Annotated in this window: 16 protein-coding genes and 1 rRNA gene; 12 read left to right on the forward strand and 5 right to left on the reverse strand. The window is 67.3% G+C overall.

All coding sequences use genetic code 11. The features are described from left to right. The first annotated feature begins 104 nt into the window (after positions 1-104). The 7 genes from AC1DMS_RS30940 to AC1DMS_RS30970 all read left to right on the forward strand — a co-directional run bounded on the left by AC1DMS_RS30940 (position 105) and on the right by AC1DMS_RS30970 (position 6,927). The gene (locus AC1DMS_RS30940; RefSeq protein WP_436037195.1) at positions 105-692 is read left to right on the forward strand and encodes an NAD(P)H-dependent oxidoreductase; all 588 of its coding nucleotides are present in this window, start codon (positions 105-107) and stop codon (positions 690-692) included. Beyond that, the gene (locus tag AC1DMS_RS30945) at positions 689-1,963 is read left to right on the forward strand and encodes an amidohydrolase family protein (protein WP_436037197.1); all 1,275 of its coding nucleotides are present in this window, start codon (positions 689-691) and stop codon (positions 1,961-1,963) included. Before AC1DMS_RS30940 ends, AC1DMS_RS30945 begins: the two co-directional genes overlap by 4 nt. A gap of 16 nt (positions 1,964-1,979) precedes the next feature. Then, on the forward strand, positions 1,980-2,843 hold the full coding sequence (locus AC1DMS_RS30950) for a creatininase family protein (protein ID WP_015867518.1): 864 nt from the start codon (positions 1,980-1,982) through the stop codon (positions 2,841-2,843). A 72-nt stretch (positions 2,844-2,915) separates the two neighbouring features. Continuing rightward, the gene (locus AC1DMS_RS30955) at positions 2,916-3,902 is read left to right on the forward strand and encodes an ABC transporter substrate-binding protein (protein ID WP_015867519.1); all 987 of its coding nucleotides are present in this window, start codon (positions 2,916-2,918) and stop codon (positions 3,900-3,902) included. 11 nt (positions 3,903-3,913) lie between these two features. Then, a complete protein-coding gene (locus tag AC1DMS_RS30960; protein WP_436037200.1) occupies positions 3,914-4,744 on the forward strand; it encodes an ABC transporter ATP-binding protein in 831 nt (276 codons plus the stop codon). Then, complete coding sequence (locus tag AC1DMS_RS30965; RefSeq protein ID WP_015867521.1) at positions 4,741-5,544, forward strand: ABC transporter permease; 804 nt, start codon at positions 4,741-4,743, stop codon at positions 5,542-5,544. Before AC1DMS_RS30960 ends, AC1DMS_RS30965 begins: the two co-directional genes overlap by 4 nt. A 9-nt stretch (positions 5,545-5,553) precedes the next feature. Then, the gene (locus AC1DMS_RS30970; RefSeq protein ID WP_436037202.1) at positions 5,554-6,927 is read left to right on the forward strand and encodes an FAD-binding oxidoreductase; all 1,374 of its coding nucleotides are present in this window, start codon (positions 5,554-5,556) and stop codon (positions 6,925-6,927) included. 22 nt (positions 6,928-6,949) lie between these two features. On the opposite strand, the gene lnt is transcribed toward AC1DMS_RS30970, so the two are convergent. From lnt to AC1DMS_RS30990, 4 genes are all read right to left on the reverse strand, one after another. Continuing rightward, positions 6,950-8,539 carry an apolipoprotein N-acyltransferase gene (gene lnt, locus AC1DMS_RS30975; protein WP_436288090.1) on the reverse strand — a complete coding sequence of 530 codons (1,590 nt, stop codon included), beginning with the start codon at positions 8,537-8,539 and terminating at the stop codon, positions 6,950-6,952. Then, a complete protein-coding gene (locus tag AC1DMS_RS30980; RefSeq protein WP_015867524.1) occupies positions 8,539-9,417 on the reverse strand; it encodes an HlyC/CorC family transporter in 879 nt (292 codons plus the stop codon). The genes lnt and AC1DMS_RS30980 overlap by 1 nt, the downstream gene beginning before the upstream one ends. Before the next feature lie 89 nt (positions 9,418-9,506). Then, the gene (locus tag AC1DMS_RS30985) at positions 9,507-10,235 is read right to left on the reverse strand and encodes a GNAT family N-acetyltransferase (RefSeq protein ID WP_015867525.1); all 729 of its coding nucleotides are present in this window, start codon (positions 10,233-10,235) and stop codon (positions 9,507-9,509) included. Positions 10,236-10,344: 109 nt separating this feature from the next. Continuing rightward, positions 10,345-10,818, reverse strand: coding sequence for an Lrp/AsnC family transcriptional regulator (locus AC1DMS_RS30990; protein WP_015867526.1), 474 nt, complete (start codon positions 10,816-10,818; stop codon positions 10,345-10,347). 154 nt (positions 10,819-10,972) lie between these two features. On the opposite strand from AC1DMS_RS30990, the gene hppD reads away from it, so the two are divergent. The 5 genes from hppD (at position 10,973) to AC1DMS_RS31015 (ending at position 16,590) form a co-directional block, all read left to right on the forward strand. After that, entirely contained in the window at positions 10,973-12,100 is a 1,128-nt protein-coding gene (gene hppD, locus AC1DMS_RS30995) for a 4-hydroxyphenylpyruvate dioxygenase (protein ID WP_015867527.1), read from the forward strand. 28 nt (positions 12,101-12,128) lie between these two features. Beyond that, the gene (locus tag AC1DMS_RS31000) at positions 12,129-12,929 is read left to right on the forward strand and encodes a transporter substrate-binding domain-containing protein (protein WP_015867528.1); all 801 of its coding nucleotides are present in this window, start codon (positions 12,129-12,131) and stop codon (positions 12,927-12,929) included. A 17-nt stretch (positions 12,930-12,946) separates the two neighbouring features. Next, on the forward strand, positions 12,947-13,825 hold the full coding sequence (phhA, locus tag AC1DMS_RS31005) for a phenylalanine 4-monooxygenase (RefSeq protein WP_015867529.1): 879 nt from the start codon (positions 12,947-12,949) through the stop codon (positions 13,823-13,825). 143 nt (positions 13,826-13,968) lie between these two features. Continuing rightward, positions 13,969-15,660, forward strand: coding sequence for an AMP-binding protein (locus tag AC1DMS_RS31010; RefSeq protein ID WP_015867530.1), 1,692 nt, complete (start codon positions 13,969-13,971; stop codon positions 15,658-15,660). Beyond that, positions 15,661-16,590: an MBL fold metallo-hydrolase gene (locus AC1DMS_RS31015; protein WP_478182090.1), complete on the forward strand. Its 930-nt coding sequence runs from the start codon at positions 15,661-15,663 to the stop codon at positions 16,588-16,590. Between the two features lie 109 nt (positions 16,591-16,699). Here the strand turns inward: AC1DMS_RS31015 and rrf are convergent. Then, positions 16,700-16,807: ribosomal RNA gene (rrf, locus tag AC1DMS_RS31020) — 5S ribosomal RNA — on the reverse strand; the annotation flags it as partial.

The raw sequence follows: 16,807 nt of genomic DNA on the forward strand, positions 1-16,807 counted from the left end.
CTCCGAAGCAATGACGGCCCCCCCCCGAGCCCCACTCCGGTGCATCCGGACTGGCACGTCGCTTGCATAACCTGACCACTTGCTCTGATTAAGCGGTCAAATTCATGCGCGTGCTCGTCGTCTACTGCCATCCGGTCGAAACCAGCTTCCACGCCGCCCTGCACCAGGAGGTGCTGAAGAACCTGCGCGCGGCCGGGCACGAGGTGGACGACTGCGATCTGTACGCCGAAGGCTTCAACCCGGTGCTCTCGCGCGAGGAGCGGCTCGGCTACCACGAGGTGCCGGGCAACCAGCTGCCGCTCAAGCCCTATGTGGAGCGGCTGCTGTGGGCCGAGGGCATCGTGTTCTGCTTTCCGACCTGGTGCTTCGGCCTGCCGGCGATGCTCAAGGGCTACTTCGACCGGCTCTTCATGCCCGGCGTGGCCTTCGACATCAGCGATCCGGCCAACGTGAAGCCGATGCTCACGCACATCAAGCGCATCAGCGCCGTGGTCACCTACGGGCGGCCGCGCTGGATGGCCTGGTACATGGGCGACCCGCCGCGCAAGATCGTCACGCGCTACATGCTGCGGCTCACGGGCCGCCGCGCCCGCGTGGACTACCACGCCCACTACCACATGAACGTGGCGAACGAGCCCCAGCTCAAGCGCTTCATGGCACGGGTCGGCGCCGCGATGGCGCGCTTCGCATGAAGGCGCCCGCGCTGCTCGGCAATGCGCGCCTGCCGCGCTGGCTGCTGCCGGCCGGCTGGCCAGAGCGCGACGGCGTGCCGGTGCTGGCGCGCATCGCGCTCGAGGCCGGCCGCGTGCAGTCGGTGCGGCCCGCTTCCGACCCGGACGAGCCCGACCCTGAAGCATGGGACCTGGCCGGCACGCTGGTGCTGCCGGGTTTTGTCGACGCCCACACGCACCTGGACAAGGCCTTCACGCTGCCGCGCATGAAAAAGGTGCAGCCCGGCCTGCTCGGCGCCATCGACGCCATGCTGGCCGACCGCGTGCACTGGAACGCCGCCGACGTGCACGAGCGCGCCGCGCGCGGCCTGCAGTGGGCCTGGGAATGCGGCACCACGCATGTGCGCACGCATGTCGACTGGTGGGAGCCCGACACGGTGCCGCTGGCCTGGCCCGTGATGGCCGAGCTCGCGCAGGAATGGGCCGGCAGGGTGCGGCTGGAGCAGGTCAGCCTCATCAAGCTGCCGCTGTTCGAGGACGCCGCGCAGGCCCTGCGGCTTGCCAGGCAGGTGAAGGCCACCGGGCCGCATGCGCTGCTTGGCGGCTTCGTGCCTTCCACCAACTGGAGCGAGAACGCGCTGCGCAACCTGCTGGTGGCGGCGCAGGCCTGCGACCTCGACGTCGACCTGCACGTCGATGAAGAACTGAATGCGTCGGCGGCCGGCCTGCAGGCCACCGCGCGCATCCTGCGCGAGATCGGCTTCGAAGGCCGCGTGGTCTGCGGCCACGTCTGTGCGCTGGCCGCGCAACCCGAGGCGGAGGCCCTTGCCACGCTCGATGCCGTCGCACGCGCGCCGGTCACCATCGTCTCGCTGCCCGCCACCAACCTGCTGCTGCAGGACGCGGTGACGGGCCGCACGCCGCGCCTGCGCGGCCTCACGCTGGTGAAGGAAGCGCGCGAACGCGGCATTCCGCTGCTGTTTGCGAGCGACAACGTGCAGGACCCGTTCTGCCGCCTCGGCAGCTTCGACCCGGTCGAGGCGCTGGGCACGGCCGCGCTCGTCGCACAACTGCCCGATCCCTTCGACGACTGGTCGCAGGCGCTGTGCCGCGGCGACTGGCTGCAGCGCGCCCCCGCCACGGCGGCGCCCACGCTGGTGGGCGCCAAGGCCGACCTCGTGCTGTTCACCCAGGCCGACCGCCATGGCTGGCCTTCGCGCAGCGCCACCCGCGTGGTGCTGCGCGAAGGCCGCGTCACGCATGGCGATGCGGCGCCCTTCCTTCCCCGCTGACGAACAAAGGAACCCCATGCTCCACGGCTACATCCCGCCCCACCGCTTCCTGCCCTACCTGAGCTGGACCGAAATCGCGGCACTGCCCGACCGCGAGAACACCGTCATCGTGCTGCCCTGCGGCGCCATCGAGCAGCACGGCCCGCACCTGCCGTGCTCGGTCGACAGCGTGATCGCCTCGGGCGTGATGGGCAAGGCGCTCGAGAAGCTGCCGGCCGAGGTGCGCGCCTTCGCGCTGCCCACCATCACCTACGGCAAGTCGGAAGAGCATTTGCACTTTCCCGGCACCATGACGCTCACCGGCACCACGCTCTTGTCGACCGTCACCGAGATCGGCGAGTCGGTCTACCGCGCCGGCTTTCGCAAGCTGCTGTTCGCCAACGGCCATGGCGGCCAGCCGCAGGTGCTGGAGATGGCGGCGCGCGAGTTGCGGCTGCGCCATGGCGACTTCGTGGTGGTGCCGCATGGCGTGTCGCGCCTGCCGAACGCATCGAGCAGGCAGATCAGCGAGCAGGAAAAGAAGCTCTCGATGCACGCCGGCCATTCCGAGACCGCGCTGATGCTCGCGCTGGCGCCCGACACCGTGCACATGGAGCGCGCGGCCGCCAACTTTCCGCCGCCGTTCCCGATCAAGCTGCTGTCGGCCGATGGCCGCCCGGCCTGCGCCTGGACCGCGCGCGACTTCGGCCCGAGCGGCGTGATCGGCGACCCGACCAGCGCCACGCGCGAACAGGGCCAGGAGATCCTGGACACGCTGTCCGACAGCTGGGTGCAGGCATTGACCGAGCTGCATGCGCTGCGCTGGGTGGTGCGCGAGGAAGCCACCTGGGAGCGCGGCCACCAGCAGGGCTTCATCCAGCAGTCCTTCGAGGCCGCCTGAGGCGCGCTACTTGCATCGGTTTCATCGCTTTTTTCCACCCGTTCCTTCACCAGCCTTCGAGAGGTTCCCACCATGCGCTCCTTCGCTCTTTCCATGGCCGGCGCCGCCGCGCTCGCACTGTTCGCCGCGGCCGCACCGGCCCAGGCGCAAGACAAGTTCACCTACATGACCAACTGGTATGCGCAGGCCGAGCATGGCGGCTTCTACCAGGCGGTGGCGCTGGGCATCTACAAGAAGCACGGCCTGGACGTGACCATCAAGATGGGCGGTCCGCAGGTCAACATCACACAGATGATGGCCGCGGGCCAGGCCGACTGCATCATGGGTTCGAGCGACATCCAGATGATGCAGGTGCGCGAAGGCGGCGTGCCGGTGGTCAACGTGGCGGCCTTCTTCCAGAAGGACCCGCAGGTGCTGATCGCGCACGACGACGTCAAGAAGTTCGAGGACCTCAAGGGCAAGACGCTGCTGATCGGCGCGCAGGCCAACCGCGGCTACTGGCCGTGGCTCAAGGCCCGGTTCGGCCTCAAGGACGAACAGACGCGCCCCTACACCTTCAACATCCAGCCCTTCGTGGCCGACCCGAACGCCGCGCAGCAGGGCTACCTGACCTCGGAGCCCTACGCGATCCAGAAGGCCGGCGTGAAGAGCACCGTGCTGATGTTCAGCGACCACGGCTTCCCGGCCTACGCCACCACCGTGTCGTGCATGGAAAAGACCGTGAAGGACCGCAGCAAGCAGGTGGAAGCCTTCGTGAAGGCCTCGGCCGAAGGCTGGAAGAGCTACCTCGCCGATCCGGCGCCCGCGAATGCGCTGATCAAGAAGGACAACCCCAACATGACCGACGACCAGCTGGCCTACAGCGTGGCCAAGCTCAAGGAAATGGGCATGGTCACTGGCGGCGATGCGGCCAAGCTCGGCATCGGCGTGATCACCGATGCGCGTTCCAAGGCGAGCTACGACTTCCTCGTGGGCGCCAAGCTGCTCGACCCGGCAAAGGTGGAACTCGCCAAGACCTACACCACCGAGTTCGTCAAGGACGCCAAGGTTTTGCCCTGAGCCATCCACCCATGAACCGCATCGAACCCCACACCCTCGCGCCGCCCGCGGCGCCTGCCGTGCCCGCGGTGGAAGTGCTCTCGGCCGAGAAGACCTACCCCAACGGCACGCAGGCGCTGCTGCCGGTGGACCTGTCGATCGCCGAAGGCGAATTCGTCACGCTGCTCGGGCCTTCGGGCTGCGGCAAGAGCACGCTGCTCAAGATGGTGGCGGGCATGCTCGAGCCGAGCGACGGGCGGCTGCTGGTGTGGCGCAAGCCGGTGGCGGAGATCCACAGCTGCCCGCACAAGCTGTCCTTCGTGTTCCAGTCGGCCACGCTGATGCCGTGGGCCAGCGTGCGCACCAACGTGCGGCTGCCGCTCGACCTGGCCGGCGTGCCGCGCAAGGAGGCCGACGCGCGGGTGGTGGAATCGCTCGCGCTGGTGGGGCTCGAGAAGTTTGCCGATGCACTGCCGCGCGCGCTCTCGGGCGGCATGCAGATGCGCGTGTCGATCGCGCGCGGCCTGGTCACGCAACCCGACCTGCTGCTGATGGACGAGCCCTTCGGCGCGCTCGACGAGATCACGCGCCACAAGCTCGACGCCGACCTGCTCGACCTCTGGCGCAAGAAGAAGCTCACGGTGATCTTCGTGACGCATTCGATCCACGAGGCGGTGTTCCTGTCGACCCGCGTGGTGATGATGGCCGCGCGGCCGGGCCGCGTGGTGGAGCAGTTCCACATCGACGAGCCCTACCCGCGCACCCCCGACTTCATGGTGACGCCGGAATTCGCGCGCCACGCCAGGCGCCTGCAGGACAGCCTGCTGCGCGCGAGCCAGGGCGACGAGGAGCACGCACGATGAAAAGCCCGCCCCTCCTGAGCCAGCCGCGCGTGCAGCGCGTGCTCTATCCCCTGCTCATCGGCGTAGTGCTGGTCGCGCTATGGCAATGGATGGTGGTGGCCATGGAGCTGCCGCCCTACCTGGTGCCCTCGCCCTTCCTCATGGTGCAGACGCTCGTGACCGACTGGGCGCCGCTCGGCAGCGCGCTCCTGGTCACGCTCAAGATCACGCTGCTGTCGTTCCTGCTGGCCACCGTCGCCGGGGTGCTGATCTCGTTCCTGTTCGTGCAGAGCAAGCGCATCGAGACCGCGCTCTTTCCGTATGCGGTGCTGCTGCAGGTCACGCCCATCGTGGCGGTGGCGCCGCTCATCATCATCTGGGTGAAGAACCCGGTGGCGGCGATGACGGTGTGCGCCGCGCTGGTGGCGCTGTTCCCGATCATCAGCAACACCACGCTCGGCCTGCGCAGCATCGACCCCGACCTGCAGAGCTACTTCAAGCTCAACCGCGCGACGCGCTGGCAGCAGCTGGTGCGGCTGCGCATCCCGAGCGCGCTGCCGTACTTCTTTGGCGGGCTGCGCATCTCGAGCGGCCTGGCGCTGATCGGCGCGGTGGTGGCCGAATTCGTGGCCGGCACCGGCGGCTCGGGCGCGGGCCTGGCCTACCAGATCCTCCAGGCCGGCTTCCAGCTGAACATCCCGCGCATGTTCGCGGCCCTGCTGCTGATCTCGCTGACCGGCGTCGCGCTCTTCGTGCTGATGGCCTGGCTCACCAAGCTGGCGCTGGGCTCGTGGCACGCGAGCGAACTTTCCCAGGATTGAACCTTGACCATGACCGCCTCCATTTCCGCCATCGAAGAGCTGCGGCTCGAACTGCCCGGCCTCGACTGGATCACCGACGAGGGCCGCGTCACGCGCCTGTCGCAGGACTTCTCGTGGTTCAGCCCCGTGCTCAACCGCCAGTTGAAGGACAAGCGCGCCGACGTGGCCGTGCGTCCGCGCACCGAGGACGAGATCCGCGCCGTGGTCGGTGCCTGCGCGCGCCGCGGCGTGCCGATCACGCTGCGCGGCAGCGGCACCGGCAACTACGGCCAGACCACGCCGCTCGCGGGTGGCGTGGTGCTCGACATGACCGGCTACAACGCCTTCCTGTGGGTGCAGCCCGGCGTGGCCCGCGCACAGGCCGGCATTCGCCTGGGCGAGCTCGAGAAGCAGACCCGGCCCTCGGGCCAGGAGATGCGCAGCATGCCTTCCACCTATCGCAGCGCCACGCTCGGCGGCCTGTTCGGCGGTGGCTTCGGCGGCGTGGGCTCCATCAACTACGGGCCGCTGGGCGCGCCCGGCAATGTGCTGGGCATCCGCGCGATGACCATCGAGCCCGAGCCGCAGGTGATCGAGTTGCGCGGCGCCGAAGCCATGCGCATGCACCACCTCTGGGGCACCAACGGGCTGGTGCTGGAACTGGAAATCGCACTGGCGCCGGCGCATCCCTGGCTCGAGACGCTGGTGACTTTCGACAGCTTCGCGGATGCATTGCACTTCGCCGACAAGCTCGCGAATGCGCCCGGCATCGTGAAGCGGGAGATCGCCTTCTTCGCCGCGCCGATCTCGGACCACCTGGCACAACTCGCGGCGCACCTGCCCAAGGGCTGCCACACGGTGCTGTCGCTGGTGGCCGAATCCTGCGAGCCGGCCATGCTGCAGCTGGCCGAGGCGCACGGCGGCACCGTGAGCTACCGCAGGACCGCGGCCGAGGTGCAAAAGAGCAACCGCACGCTGATGGAGTTCACCTGGAACCACACCACGCTGCATGCGCTCAAGGTCGATCCGACGCTCACCTACCTGCAGAGCGGCTTCGTGCCGGGCCGGCACGTCGAGCAGATCATCGAGATGGAGCAGCTGCTGGGCGGCGAGGTGATGATGCACACCGAGTTCATCCGCAACGTGGCCGGTCTCATGACCTGCAGCGGGCTGCAGCTGGTGCGCTTCAGCACCGAGGAGCGGCTCGCCGAGATCATCGGCATCCACCGCGCGCGCGGCGTGCACATCAACAACCCGCACGTGAACATCGTGGAGGACGGCAAGGCGGGCGGGCCGCTGCCGCCCGAGGTCATCGAGATGAAGAAGCGCTTCGACCCGATGGGCCTGCTGAACCCGGGCAAGCTGCGCGACTGGCCCGTGAAGGCGGTGCCGGCGGAGGTCTGACGACGACGGGGACGCCGCCGGGTCAGCCCTGGCGCCGGCGCAGCACGAAGGCGATGGCCATGATGGCGATCGCCGCAATCCACAGCGGCCACAGCCCGAACGGCGCGACCCAGCGCGCAAAGGGCGTGAGCCCCGTGCGGCCTTCGACCGAGGCCTCGAGCACGCCGCGCGTGAGCCGCGGCAGCTGGTGCGTGACGCGGCCTTCGGCATCGATGACCACCGTGGCGCCGGTGTTGGTGGCGCGCACCATCGGCCGCGCGAATTCGAGCGAGCGCATGCGCGAGATGGCCAGGTGCTGGTCGATGGCCACCGAGTTGCCGAACCACGCGATGTTGCTCACGTTGAGCAGGATGGTCGGCGCCGTGGCCTCGTCCTTGAAGTTGGCGCCGATCTCGTCGCCGAACAGGTCTTCGTAGCAGATGTTCGGCGCAATGCGCTGGCCCTGCCAGGCAAAGGGCGCCTGCGCCAGGCCGCCGCGCGCGAAGTCGCCGAGCGGGATGTTCATCATGCGGATGAACCAGCGAAAGCCCGGCGGAATGAATTCGCCGAACGGAACCAGGTGGTGCTTGCTGTAGCGGTAGGGCTGCGCCGCACCGGGCTCGAAGCCGAGCACCGCGTTGCTGTAGGTGCCCTGGGCGCCCAGCGGCAGGCCGACGATGGCCGCTTGCGTGCCCTGGCTGTAGCGCGCCTGGATCGCCTCCAGGTAGCCCTCGGGCAGTTGCTGCGGCAGCAGCGGCAGTGCGGTTTCGGGGGTCACCACGAGCGAGGCCTTGGCATCGCGCAGCTGCTCTCCATACCAGCGCAGCGCCAGGTCGATGCCGCCGCCCGGAATGAATTTTTCGTCCTGCGGGATGTTGCCCTGCAGCAGCGCGAGCTGCAGCTTGCCGCTCGAACCCCTGGCGCCCTGCGCGTCGCCGGACAGCGGTGCCACGAGGTGCGGCGCGACGAATGCAGCGGCGACCAGCGCCAGGGCCTGTGCAAGCGCGATGCTGCGCGCCGGCCGGGTCAGCGCCACCAGCGCGGCCACCAGCGCAGCCACCGCGCCGATGCCGTACACGCCGATCCACGGCGCCCAGGCCGCCAGCGGCCCCTCGACGTGCGCATAGCCGCCGGCGCCCCAGGGAAAGCCGGTGAACCAGCTGCCGCGCACGAGCTCGGCCAGCGTCCACAGCGCGGCGAACACCAGCGCCCCGGCCACCGGCCCGCGCGGCCCGCGAACGACGAACCAGGCGCAGGCCGCCGCGTAATAGAGCCCGAGCGCGGCCGCGAGCGAAAGCACCGCAATGGCCGCGAGCGGCGCCGGCAGCCCGCCGTAGGTGTGCATCGAAATGAAGAGCCACCAGAAGCTGCCGGTGAGCCAGGCGGTCGAGAAAAGCCAGCCATGCAGCCCGGCGCGGCGCCAGCCCGCACCCTCGGCGCGCAGCCAGTCCAGCAGTCCGACGAGCACCGCCAGCGAAACAAGCTGCAGCCACCACAGCGGCCGGCCGTTCGCGGGCCAGGCAATGGCCGCGGCCTGGGCGAGGCCCGCGAAGGCAAAGCCCAGCAAGCGCAGCAGGCCCACGGCGGAAAAGGCGGGAGACGTGCGGAGCGTGGCCGCTGCCGGCAGCGGCATCAGTCGGCCGCGTCGCTGCCGCGGGCCGGGGACACCTTGAACCAGCGCACGGCCCCGCCCTTGGTGTGCAGCACCACGAAGTCGAAGCCGCCGATCGCGTGGTGCTCGCCGCGCTTGGGCACGTGCCCCATCTCGTGCGCGATGAGCCCGCCGATGGTGTCGAAGTCTTCGCTCAGCTGCTCTTCGTCGAAGACGATGCCGAAGGCCTCGGCCACGCGCTCGATCGGCGTGTCGCCCGAGACGCGGTAGGTGTGGTCGGCCAGGCCGAAGATGTCGCCCTCGTCCTCGGCAATGTCGAACTCGTCCTCGATCTCGCCGACGATCTGCTCGAGCACGTCCTCGATGGTGATGAGGCCGGCCACGCGGCCGAACTCGTCGATCACGATCGCCAGGTGGTTGCGGTTGCCGCGGAACTCGCGCAGCAGGTCGTTCAGGCCCTTGCTCTCGGGGATGAAGGTCGCGGGCCGCAGCAGCGCGCGGATGTTGAGCCCCGGCGCGCGCTGCAGCTTGAGCAGGTCTTTCGCGAGCAGGATGCCGATGATGTTTTCCTTCTCGCCCTCGTACACCGGGAAGCGCGAGTGCGCGGTGTCGATGACCAGGTGCAGCAGCGCGTCGAAGGGCGCGTCGATGTTCACCAGGTCCATGCGCGGCGCCGCGACCATCACGTCGCCGGCCGTCATGTCGGCCATGCGCAGCACGCCCTCGAGCATGACGCGCGATTCGGCGCCGATCACCTCGTTGTCCTCGGCGTCCGCGAGGGTTTCGATCAACTCGTCGCGCGAGTCGGGACCGGGGTGGATGAATTCGGCCAGCTTCTGGAGAAAGCCGCGCTTGTCTTCCCGTTCGACGGGTGCGCGTTCAGGGTGAGGGTCGGCCACTGCGGGAGGCGTAGTTGAAGAGATACAAGGATACCGGATTGCGCGTGACAGGCTCTACCGCCTGGCCGCCAGGGGCGCTTTTCAGGTATTCAGGGGGCAGACTTGCTGCGCGCGTCCCGCATGCCGCTGCGCACTTCCTGCAGGCTGGCCAGGAAGGCCCAGAACTGCTTGGCGCGGGTCTTGAGGTGGTAGTCGACCGCTGCGTACTGCTCGAGCGCGATCTCGCTCATGCGGCTGTCGAAGGTGGCGCTCGGCAGTTGCAGGTGGGCTTCGGATTCCGAGCCGCTGCGCACCACGGTGGCGCCGGCGTTGCGGGCGATCTTCAGCATGGCGGCGTTTTCGCTCAGCGCATGGATGAAGAGCATGCCCACGCCTTCGTTGCGCGCCACGACCACGGCCCGCTCGAACAGCCGCGCGCCGTAGCCGCGGCCCCGCGCATGCGCCGCCACCGACACGCCGAATTCGGCGCAGTCGCTGTGCTGCGCGTCCGGCGCGAACGCGAGGTGGGCCATCGCGATCAGGTCGAGCCGGCGGTTGTAGATGCCGAAGAGCTCGTCGCGCTCGAAATCGAGCCCGTCGACGTAGCGCTGCACCTGCTCGTCGCCCGCGGCGTAGCCGAAGCGCAGGTAGCGGTCGTGCGGCGTGAGCGCCAGCAGGTGCTGGGCGATGCGGTCGCGCTCGCGCGGGCCGATCGAGCGGATCGGCACCATGACGGGTTGCGGCGCAGAGGCTGCGCGCGGTTGCGCCTCAACCATCGGCGCCTTCAGGAAAGAGCCGAGGCCGAGAGACGCCTTCAGGAGGGTCTTGGCGGTAAGCATGGCTCAAATATAAGGGTTTTCCCTTAAACACCAAGCCTGCAGGGGTACTTTCGGGCGACATTTGTGAATCAATACCAGAGAGCGTGTCGTTCACGCAACCATCAGCTGGCTAAACCGGCACGGCTGTTGTGGCCTTGACACGGTCGAGCACGAAGCTGGTCTTGCAATCCTCCACGCTGGGGTGCTTGAGCAGGGTGTCCATGATGAAACGGCTGTAATGCCCCATGTCGGCGACCACCACGCGCAGCAGGTAGTCCATCTCGCCGGTGAGCGCCGCGCACTCGACCACTTCGGGCCAGGTCTGGACGCTGGCGCGGAACAGGTCCATGGGGTTGCGCTTGTGGGTTTCGGTGTGCTTTTCGAGGCGCACATTGAGGTAGGCGGTCAGCCCCAGGCCAATGACTTCGGGGCGCACAAGCGCGACGTAGCGGTCGATGACGCCGCTTTCCTCCAGCCGCTTGACGCGCCGCAGCACGGCGCTCGGGGAAAGGCTGACCTGCTCGGCGATCTGGTCGTAGGTGGCGCGCCCGTCTGCTTGCAGCGTGCGCAGAATGAGCCTGTCGATCTTGTCTAATGCTTCCATGGCGGCATTTTCGCAGTTTTACTGCGCCACGCATCTCCTCGGCGCCCAATAACGCTGAAAACGTGAGTGGCATCCGCTCTACAGTGCAGCACTGGTCGTTCTCGCCCACCCGTTCGCTATTTCCTTCATTCGAACCCCACTTCTGGAGACCCCCATGAGCCACACCGACGCGCCCCCCTTCACGCCCTGGGAGAACCCCATGGGAACCGACGGCTTCGAATTCATCGAATACGCGGCGCCGGATCCGGTCGCGATGGGCAAGGTGTTCGAGCGCATGGGCTTCAAGGCCGTGGCGCGGCACCGCCACAAGAACGTGCTGCTGTACCGCCAGGGCACGATCAATTTCATCGTCAACGCCGAGCCCGACTCCTTCGCGCAGCGCTTTGCGCGCGAACACGGCCCGAGCGTCTGCGCCATCGCCTTCCGCGTGCAGGACGCCAAGCAGGCCTACGAACGCGCGATCTCGCTCGGCGCATGGGGCTTTGCCGACAAGGCGGGTCCGGGCGAATTGAACATTCCCGCCATCAAGGGCATCGGCGACAGCCTGATCTACCTGGTCGACCGCTGGCCCGGCAAGAACGGCGCGAAGCCGGGCGACATCGGCAACATCGGCTTCTACGACGTCGACTTCGAACCGTTGCCGGGCGTGGCCTCGCAGGATGCGCTGGCGCCCAAGGGCAACGGCCTGACCTACATCGACCATCTCACGCACAATGTGTACCGCGGCCGCATGAACGTCTGGGCCGGCTTCTACGAGAAGCTCTTCAACTTCCGCGAGATCAAGTACTTCGACATCGAAGGCCAGGTCACGGGCGTGAAGAGCAAGGCCATGACCAGCCCCTGCGGCAAGATCCGCATCCCCATCAATGAAGAGGGCAAGGAGCAGGCCGGCCAGATCCAGGAGTACCTGGACATGTACCGCGGCGAAGGCATCCAGCACATCGCGATGGGCTCGGACAACCTGTACGAGACCGTCGACGCGCTGCGCGCCAACGGCGTCACCCTGCTCGACACCATCGACACCTACTACGAGCTGGTCGACAAGCGCATTCCCGGCCATGGCGAAAGCGTGGCCGAGCTGCAGAAGCGCAAGATCCTGATCGACGGCAAGAAGGACGCGCTGCTGCTGCAGATCTTCAGCGAGAACCAGCTCGGCCCGATCTTCTTCGAGTTCATCCAGCGCAAGGGCGACGACGGTTTCGGCAACGGCAACTTCAAGGCGCTGTTCGAAAGCATCGAGCTCGACCAGATGCGCCGCGGCGTGCTGTCGGCCGCAAAATAAGCGCCTTTTTCACTGGCCAGGAGCCTCCATGCGCAGCACGTTCTCGATCGGCTTGACCCTCACTGCGGCAACCGCCGCTGTTCTTCTTTCGGGCTGCGCCATGGCGCCGGCCGCCCCGGCGGGCGGCTCGCACCTCGACGCGGTGCAGAAGGCGGCGGTGCTGCGCATCTGCACGCCGGGCGACTACAAGCCCTTCAGCTTCCAGAAGGCCGACGGCGCGTTCGAGGGCATCGACGTCGATCTCATGGCGGGCTTCAGCGCCAGCCTCGGCGCCAAGCCCGAATGGGTCAAGACCACCTGGGCCAACCTGCTGCCCGACCTCGGCGCCGGCAAGTGCGACATCGCCGTGGGCGGCGTTTCCGTGACCACCGACCGGCAAAAGCGCGCCTTCTTCAGCGCGCCCTACATGGTGAACGGCAAGGCGCCCATTGCGCGCTGCGCCGACGTTGCCAAGTACCAGAGCGTGGCCGACATCGACAAGCCTTCCACCCGCGTGATCTTCAATCCGGGCGGCAGCAACGAGCGCTTTGCGCGCGCCAACTTCAAGCAGGCCAAGCTCACGCTGCACGGCGAGAACGTGACGATCTTCGACGAGATCCTTGCCAACCGCGCCGACGTGTTCGTGACCGAATCCGCCGAAGCCATCACGCAGCAGAAGCTCAAGCCGGGCCTGTGCGCGATCAACCCCGACAAGCCGCTGCAATACGGCGAAATGGCCTGGATGCTGCCGCGCGACGACGTGGCCTTCAAGGCCTACGTCGACCAATGGCTGCACCTGCAGCAAGCCGGCGGCGACTTCCAGCGCGTGATGGACCGCTGGCTCAAATAAACCGAAAGAGCATTCCCATGGACACCCCTGCAGCAGCCGCTGTCGTCACGCCCGCCGTCTACGGCGCTTCGGACCGTCCGCCGCGCGGCGACTACTCGCGCGGCGGGGCGGTGCTTGCCGACTACACCTGCCCGCAGGACTGGGCCAGCTACACGCCGGCCGACCACGAGACCTACCAGCGGCTCTACGAACGCCAGGCCGCGCAGCTGCCGGGCCTCGCCTGCGACGCATTCATCAAGGCGCTGCCGCTGCTGGGCGTGAAGGACCGCATCCCTCGCTTCGAGGAGATCAACGAGCGGCTGCACCGCGCCACCGGCTGGGAAATCGTGGCGGTGCCGGGGCTGATTCCCGAGCTGCCGTTCTTCACCTTGCTCGCAAACCGCAAGTTTCCGGTGACCGACTGGATCCGCAAGCCCGAGGAGTTCAACTACATCGTCGAGCCCGACGTGTTCCACGACCTGTTCGGCCATGTGCCGATGCTGTTCGACCCGGTCTTTGCCGACTACGTGCAGCGCTATGGCCAGGGAGGCATCAAGGCGCATGAGCTCGGCGCGGGCGAGAAGCTCGCGCGGCTGTACTGGTACACGGTCGAGTTCGGCCTGATCCGCCAGCCCGACGGCCTGCGAGCCTACGGCGCCGGCATCCTGAGTTCCGTCGGCGAACTGCAGCACGCCGTGCGCAGCGACGAGCCGCACCGGCTGCCGCTCGACCTGCTGCGCACCATGCGCACGAGCTACAAGATCGACACCTACCAGAGCAACTACTTCGTGATCGAGAGCTTCGCGCAGCTCTTCGACCTCACGGCTCCCGACTTCACGCCGCTCTACCAGGCGCTCGACGCCCTGCCCGACATTCCGGCCGGGGTGCTGCTGCCGGGCGAGTCCGGCCGGGCCTGAACGCTCCTTTCGAAGTGATTGCGGCGGCATGCATGCGCTGCGGTTCACTATCGCGTGCGCGACAGCGCATGCCCTGCTCCTAGGACAAGCCCGCTGGCGGCCAGATGTGTCTGGCTCCCACAATCCGCGCAAAAGGAGCTTGCATGCAGACATCCGCGCGACAGAACTATCCGGCCGGCGTGCCGCACGAGATCGACCCCGGGCAGTACCGGTCCCTGCCCCACATGTTCGACGAGGCCTTCGCCCGCTATGCCGATCGGCCGTTCTCGGTTTGCATGGAGCGCTGGATGTCGTATGGCGAGCTCGACACGCTGTCGAAGGCCCTGGGCGCGTGGCTGCAATCGCTGGGCCTCGAGCCCGGCGCGCGGGTCGCCATCATGCTGCCCAACGTGCCCCAGTTCGCGGTCACGATGTGCGGCGTGCTGCGCGCCGGCTACACCTGCGTCAACGTCAATCCGCTCTACACGGCGCGCGAGCTCGAGCACCAGCTCAAGGATTCGGGCGCCACGGCCATCGTCATCCTCGAGAACTTCGCCGCGACGCTGGAACAGGTGATCGAGCGCACGCCCGTCAAGCACGTGGTCATCACTTCGATGGGCGACCTGCTCGGCGGACTCTATGGCGCCTGGATCACGGTGGCGGTCCGCCACCTGGCGAAGATGGTTCCGCCGTACAAGCTGCCGCTGGGCAACGGCCGCAGCGTCACGCCGTTTTCCAAGGTCATCGAAGAAGGGCGCGGGCGCGCGCTGGCGCCGGACCAGAGCACGCTCGATTCGATCGCGTTCCTGCAATACACCGGCGGCACCACGGGTTTGTCCAAGGGCGCGGTGCTGACCCACCGCAACATCGTCGCGGCCACGCTGCAGGCGGAGGCCTGGTTCACGCCGGCGCTGTCGCGGGCGGGCGACCTGGCCAAGGTCAACAGCATCGCGGCGCTGCCGCTCTATCACATCTTCGCGCTCACGCTTTGCCTCCTGGTCATCCGCCAGGGCTCGCACATGACGCTGATTCCCAATCCGCGCGATTTCGGCAAGTTCATTGCGGTGCTCAAGAAGCGGCCCTTCCACATGCTGCCCGCGGTGAACACGCTCTTCAATGCGCTCTTGATGCACCCCGGGTTCAAGTCGATCGATTTCTCCACGCTGTTCGTTTCGCAGGCGGGCGGAATGGCCGCCTCCGAAGGCACGGCACGGCGCTGGTTCGAGGCCACCGGCTGCCCGATGATCGAAGGCTGGGGCATGAGCGAGACCTGCGCGATCGGCACCAACAACCCGGTGTCGAACACCAGCTTCACCGGCACCATCGGCTTGCCGCTGCCCAGCATCGAGATCGCCATCAAGGACGACGAAGGCAACTCCCTGCCCGTCGGCACGCCGGGCGAGCTCTGCATCAAGGGGCCCAACGTCATGACCGGCTACTACAACCAGCCCGCCGAGACCGCCGCTGCCTTCACGCCCGATGGCTTCATGCGCACCGGCGACATCGCCGTCATGCAAGAGGATGGTTACAGCCGCATCGTCGACCGCAAGAAGGACATGATCCTGGTGAGCGGCTTCAACGTCTTTCCGAACGAACTGGAGAACGTCATTTCGCTGTGTCCCGGCGTCGTCGAGTGCGCGGCTGTCGGTGTGCCCGACGAAAAGCAGGGCGAGGCGATCAAGGTTTTTGTCGTGCGCAAGGATGCGGCGCTCACCGAGGAAGCCGTGCTGCAATACTGCAATGGACAGCTCACCGGCTACAAGCGGCCCAAGCACATCGAATTCCGCGACTCGCTGCCGAAGACCAATGTCGGGAAGATCCTGCGGCGCGAGTTGCGCACCAGCGCGGGCGCCTGAATGAACGATCGCGCCGCGGCCGGGCTGCCGGCGAATCTGGTGGTCTTCGAGCGCGGCTGGCTGTCGTCGAACAACATCCTGTTCACCGGGGCCGGCGAGACCACGCTGGTCGACACCGGGTACTGCACGCATGCCGATCAGACACTGGCACTGGTCGAATCGGCACTGGGCGGCCGGCCACTCGACCGCATCGTGAATACGCATCTGCACAGCGACCATTGCGGCGGCAACGCGGCGCTGCAGCAGCGCTACCCGGCGGTCCGGACAGACATTCCGCCCGGCGAGGCGGCGTTGGTGGAGCGGTGGGATGAGCGCGGGCTGAGTTTTCTTGCGACGGGACAGACCTGCCCGCGGTTCCGGTTCACCGGCCTCTTGCGGCCCGGGACCGAATGCATGCTCGGCGGCATCCCGTGGCAGGTGCATGGCGCGCCTGGCCATGATCCCCACTCGATCATCCTCTTCGATCCCGCTTCACGGACGCTGATCTCGGCGGACGCCCTGTGGGAAAGCGGCTTCGGCGTCGCCTTTCCCGAACTCGTGGGCGAACCGTCATTCGGCGATCTGGCTGTGACGCTGGATCGGATCGAGGCGCTGGGGCCGCTGCAGGTGATCCCGGGCCATGGTTCGGTCTTTGGCGATGTCGGCAAAGCCTTGGCCATGGCGCGCCGCCGGCTCGAGGGTCTTCAGCGCGACCCCGTGAAGCATGCGCGGCACGCCATCAAGGTGCTGATGAAGTTCAAGCTGCTGGAGGTGCAGTCCATTGCCCTTGACGACTGGAAAGCCTGGGTCCGCAGCACGTCGTATGTGGATATCGTTCGTTCGCGCTTCTTTGCCGACGTGGAATTGGAGCAACTGGCCGGGGACGTCTTGCACGAACTGATCGGCGCAGGTGCGGCGGAGATGGACTCCTCGGGCATCCGCAATATCTGATCTTTGTCTGCTGGAATAAAAAAAGCGCGCCACCGAAAGATGACGCGCTTTTTAAAGCTGCAAAGAAAAAAGCCCAACACACCGTGTTGGGCTTTTCCTGGCTGTAAGAGCCTGACGATGACCTACTTTCACACGGGAACCCGCACTATCATCGGCGCTGACGCGTTTCACTGTCCTGTTCGGGATGGGAAGGAGTGGTACCACGTCGCTATGGTCA

This window comes from Variovorax sp. 05T418, assembly GCF_056396385.1.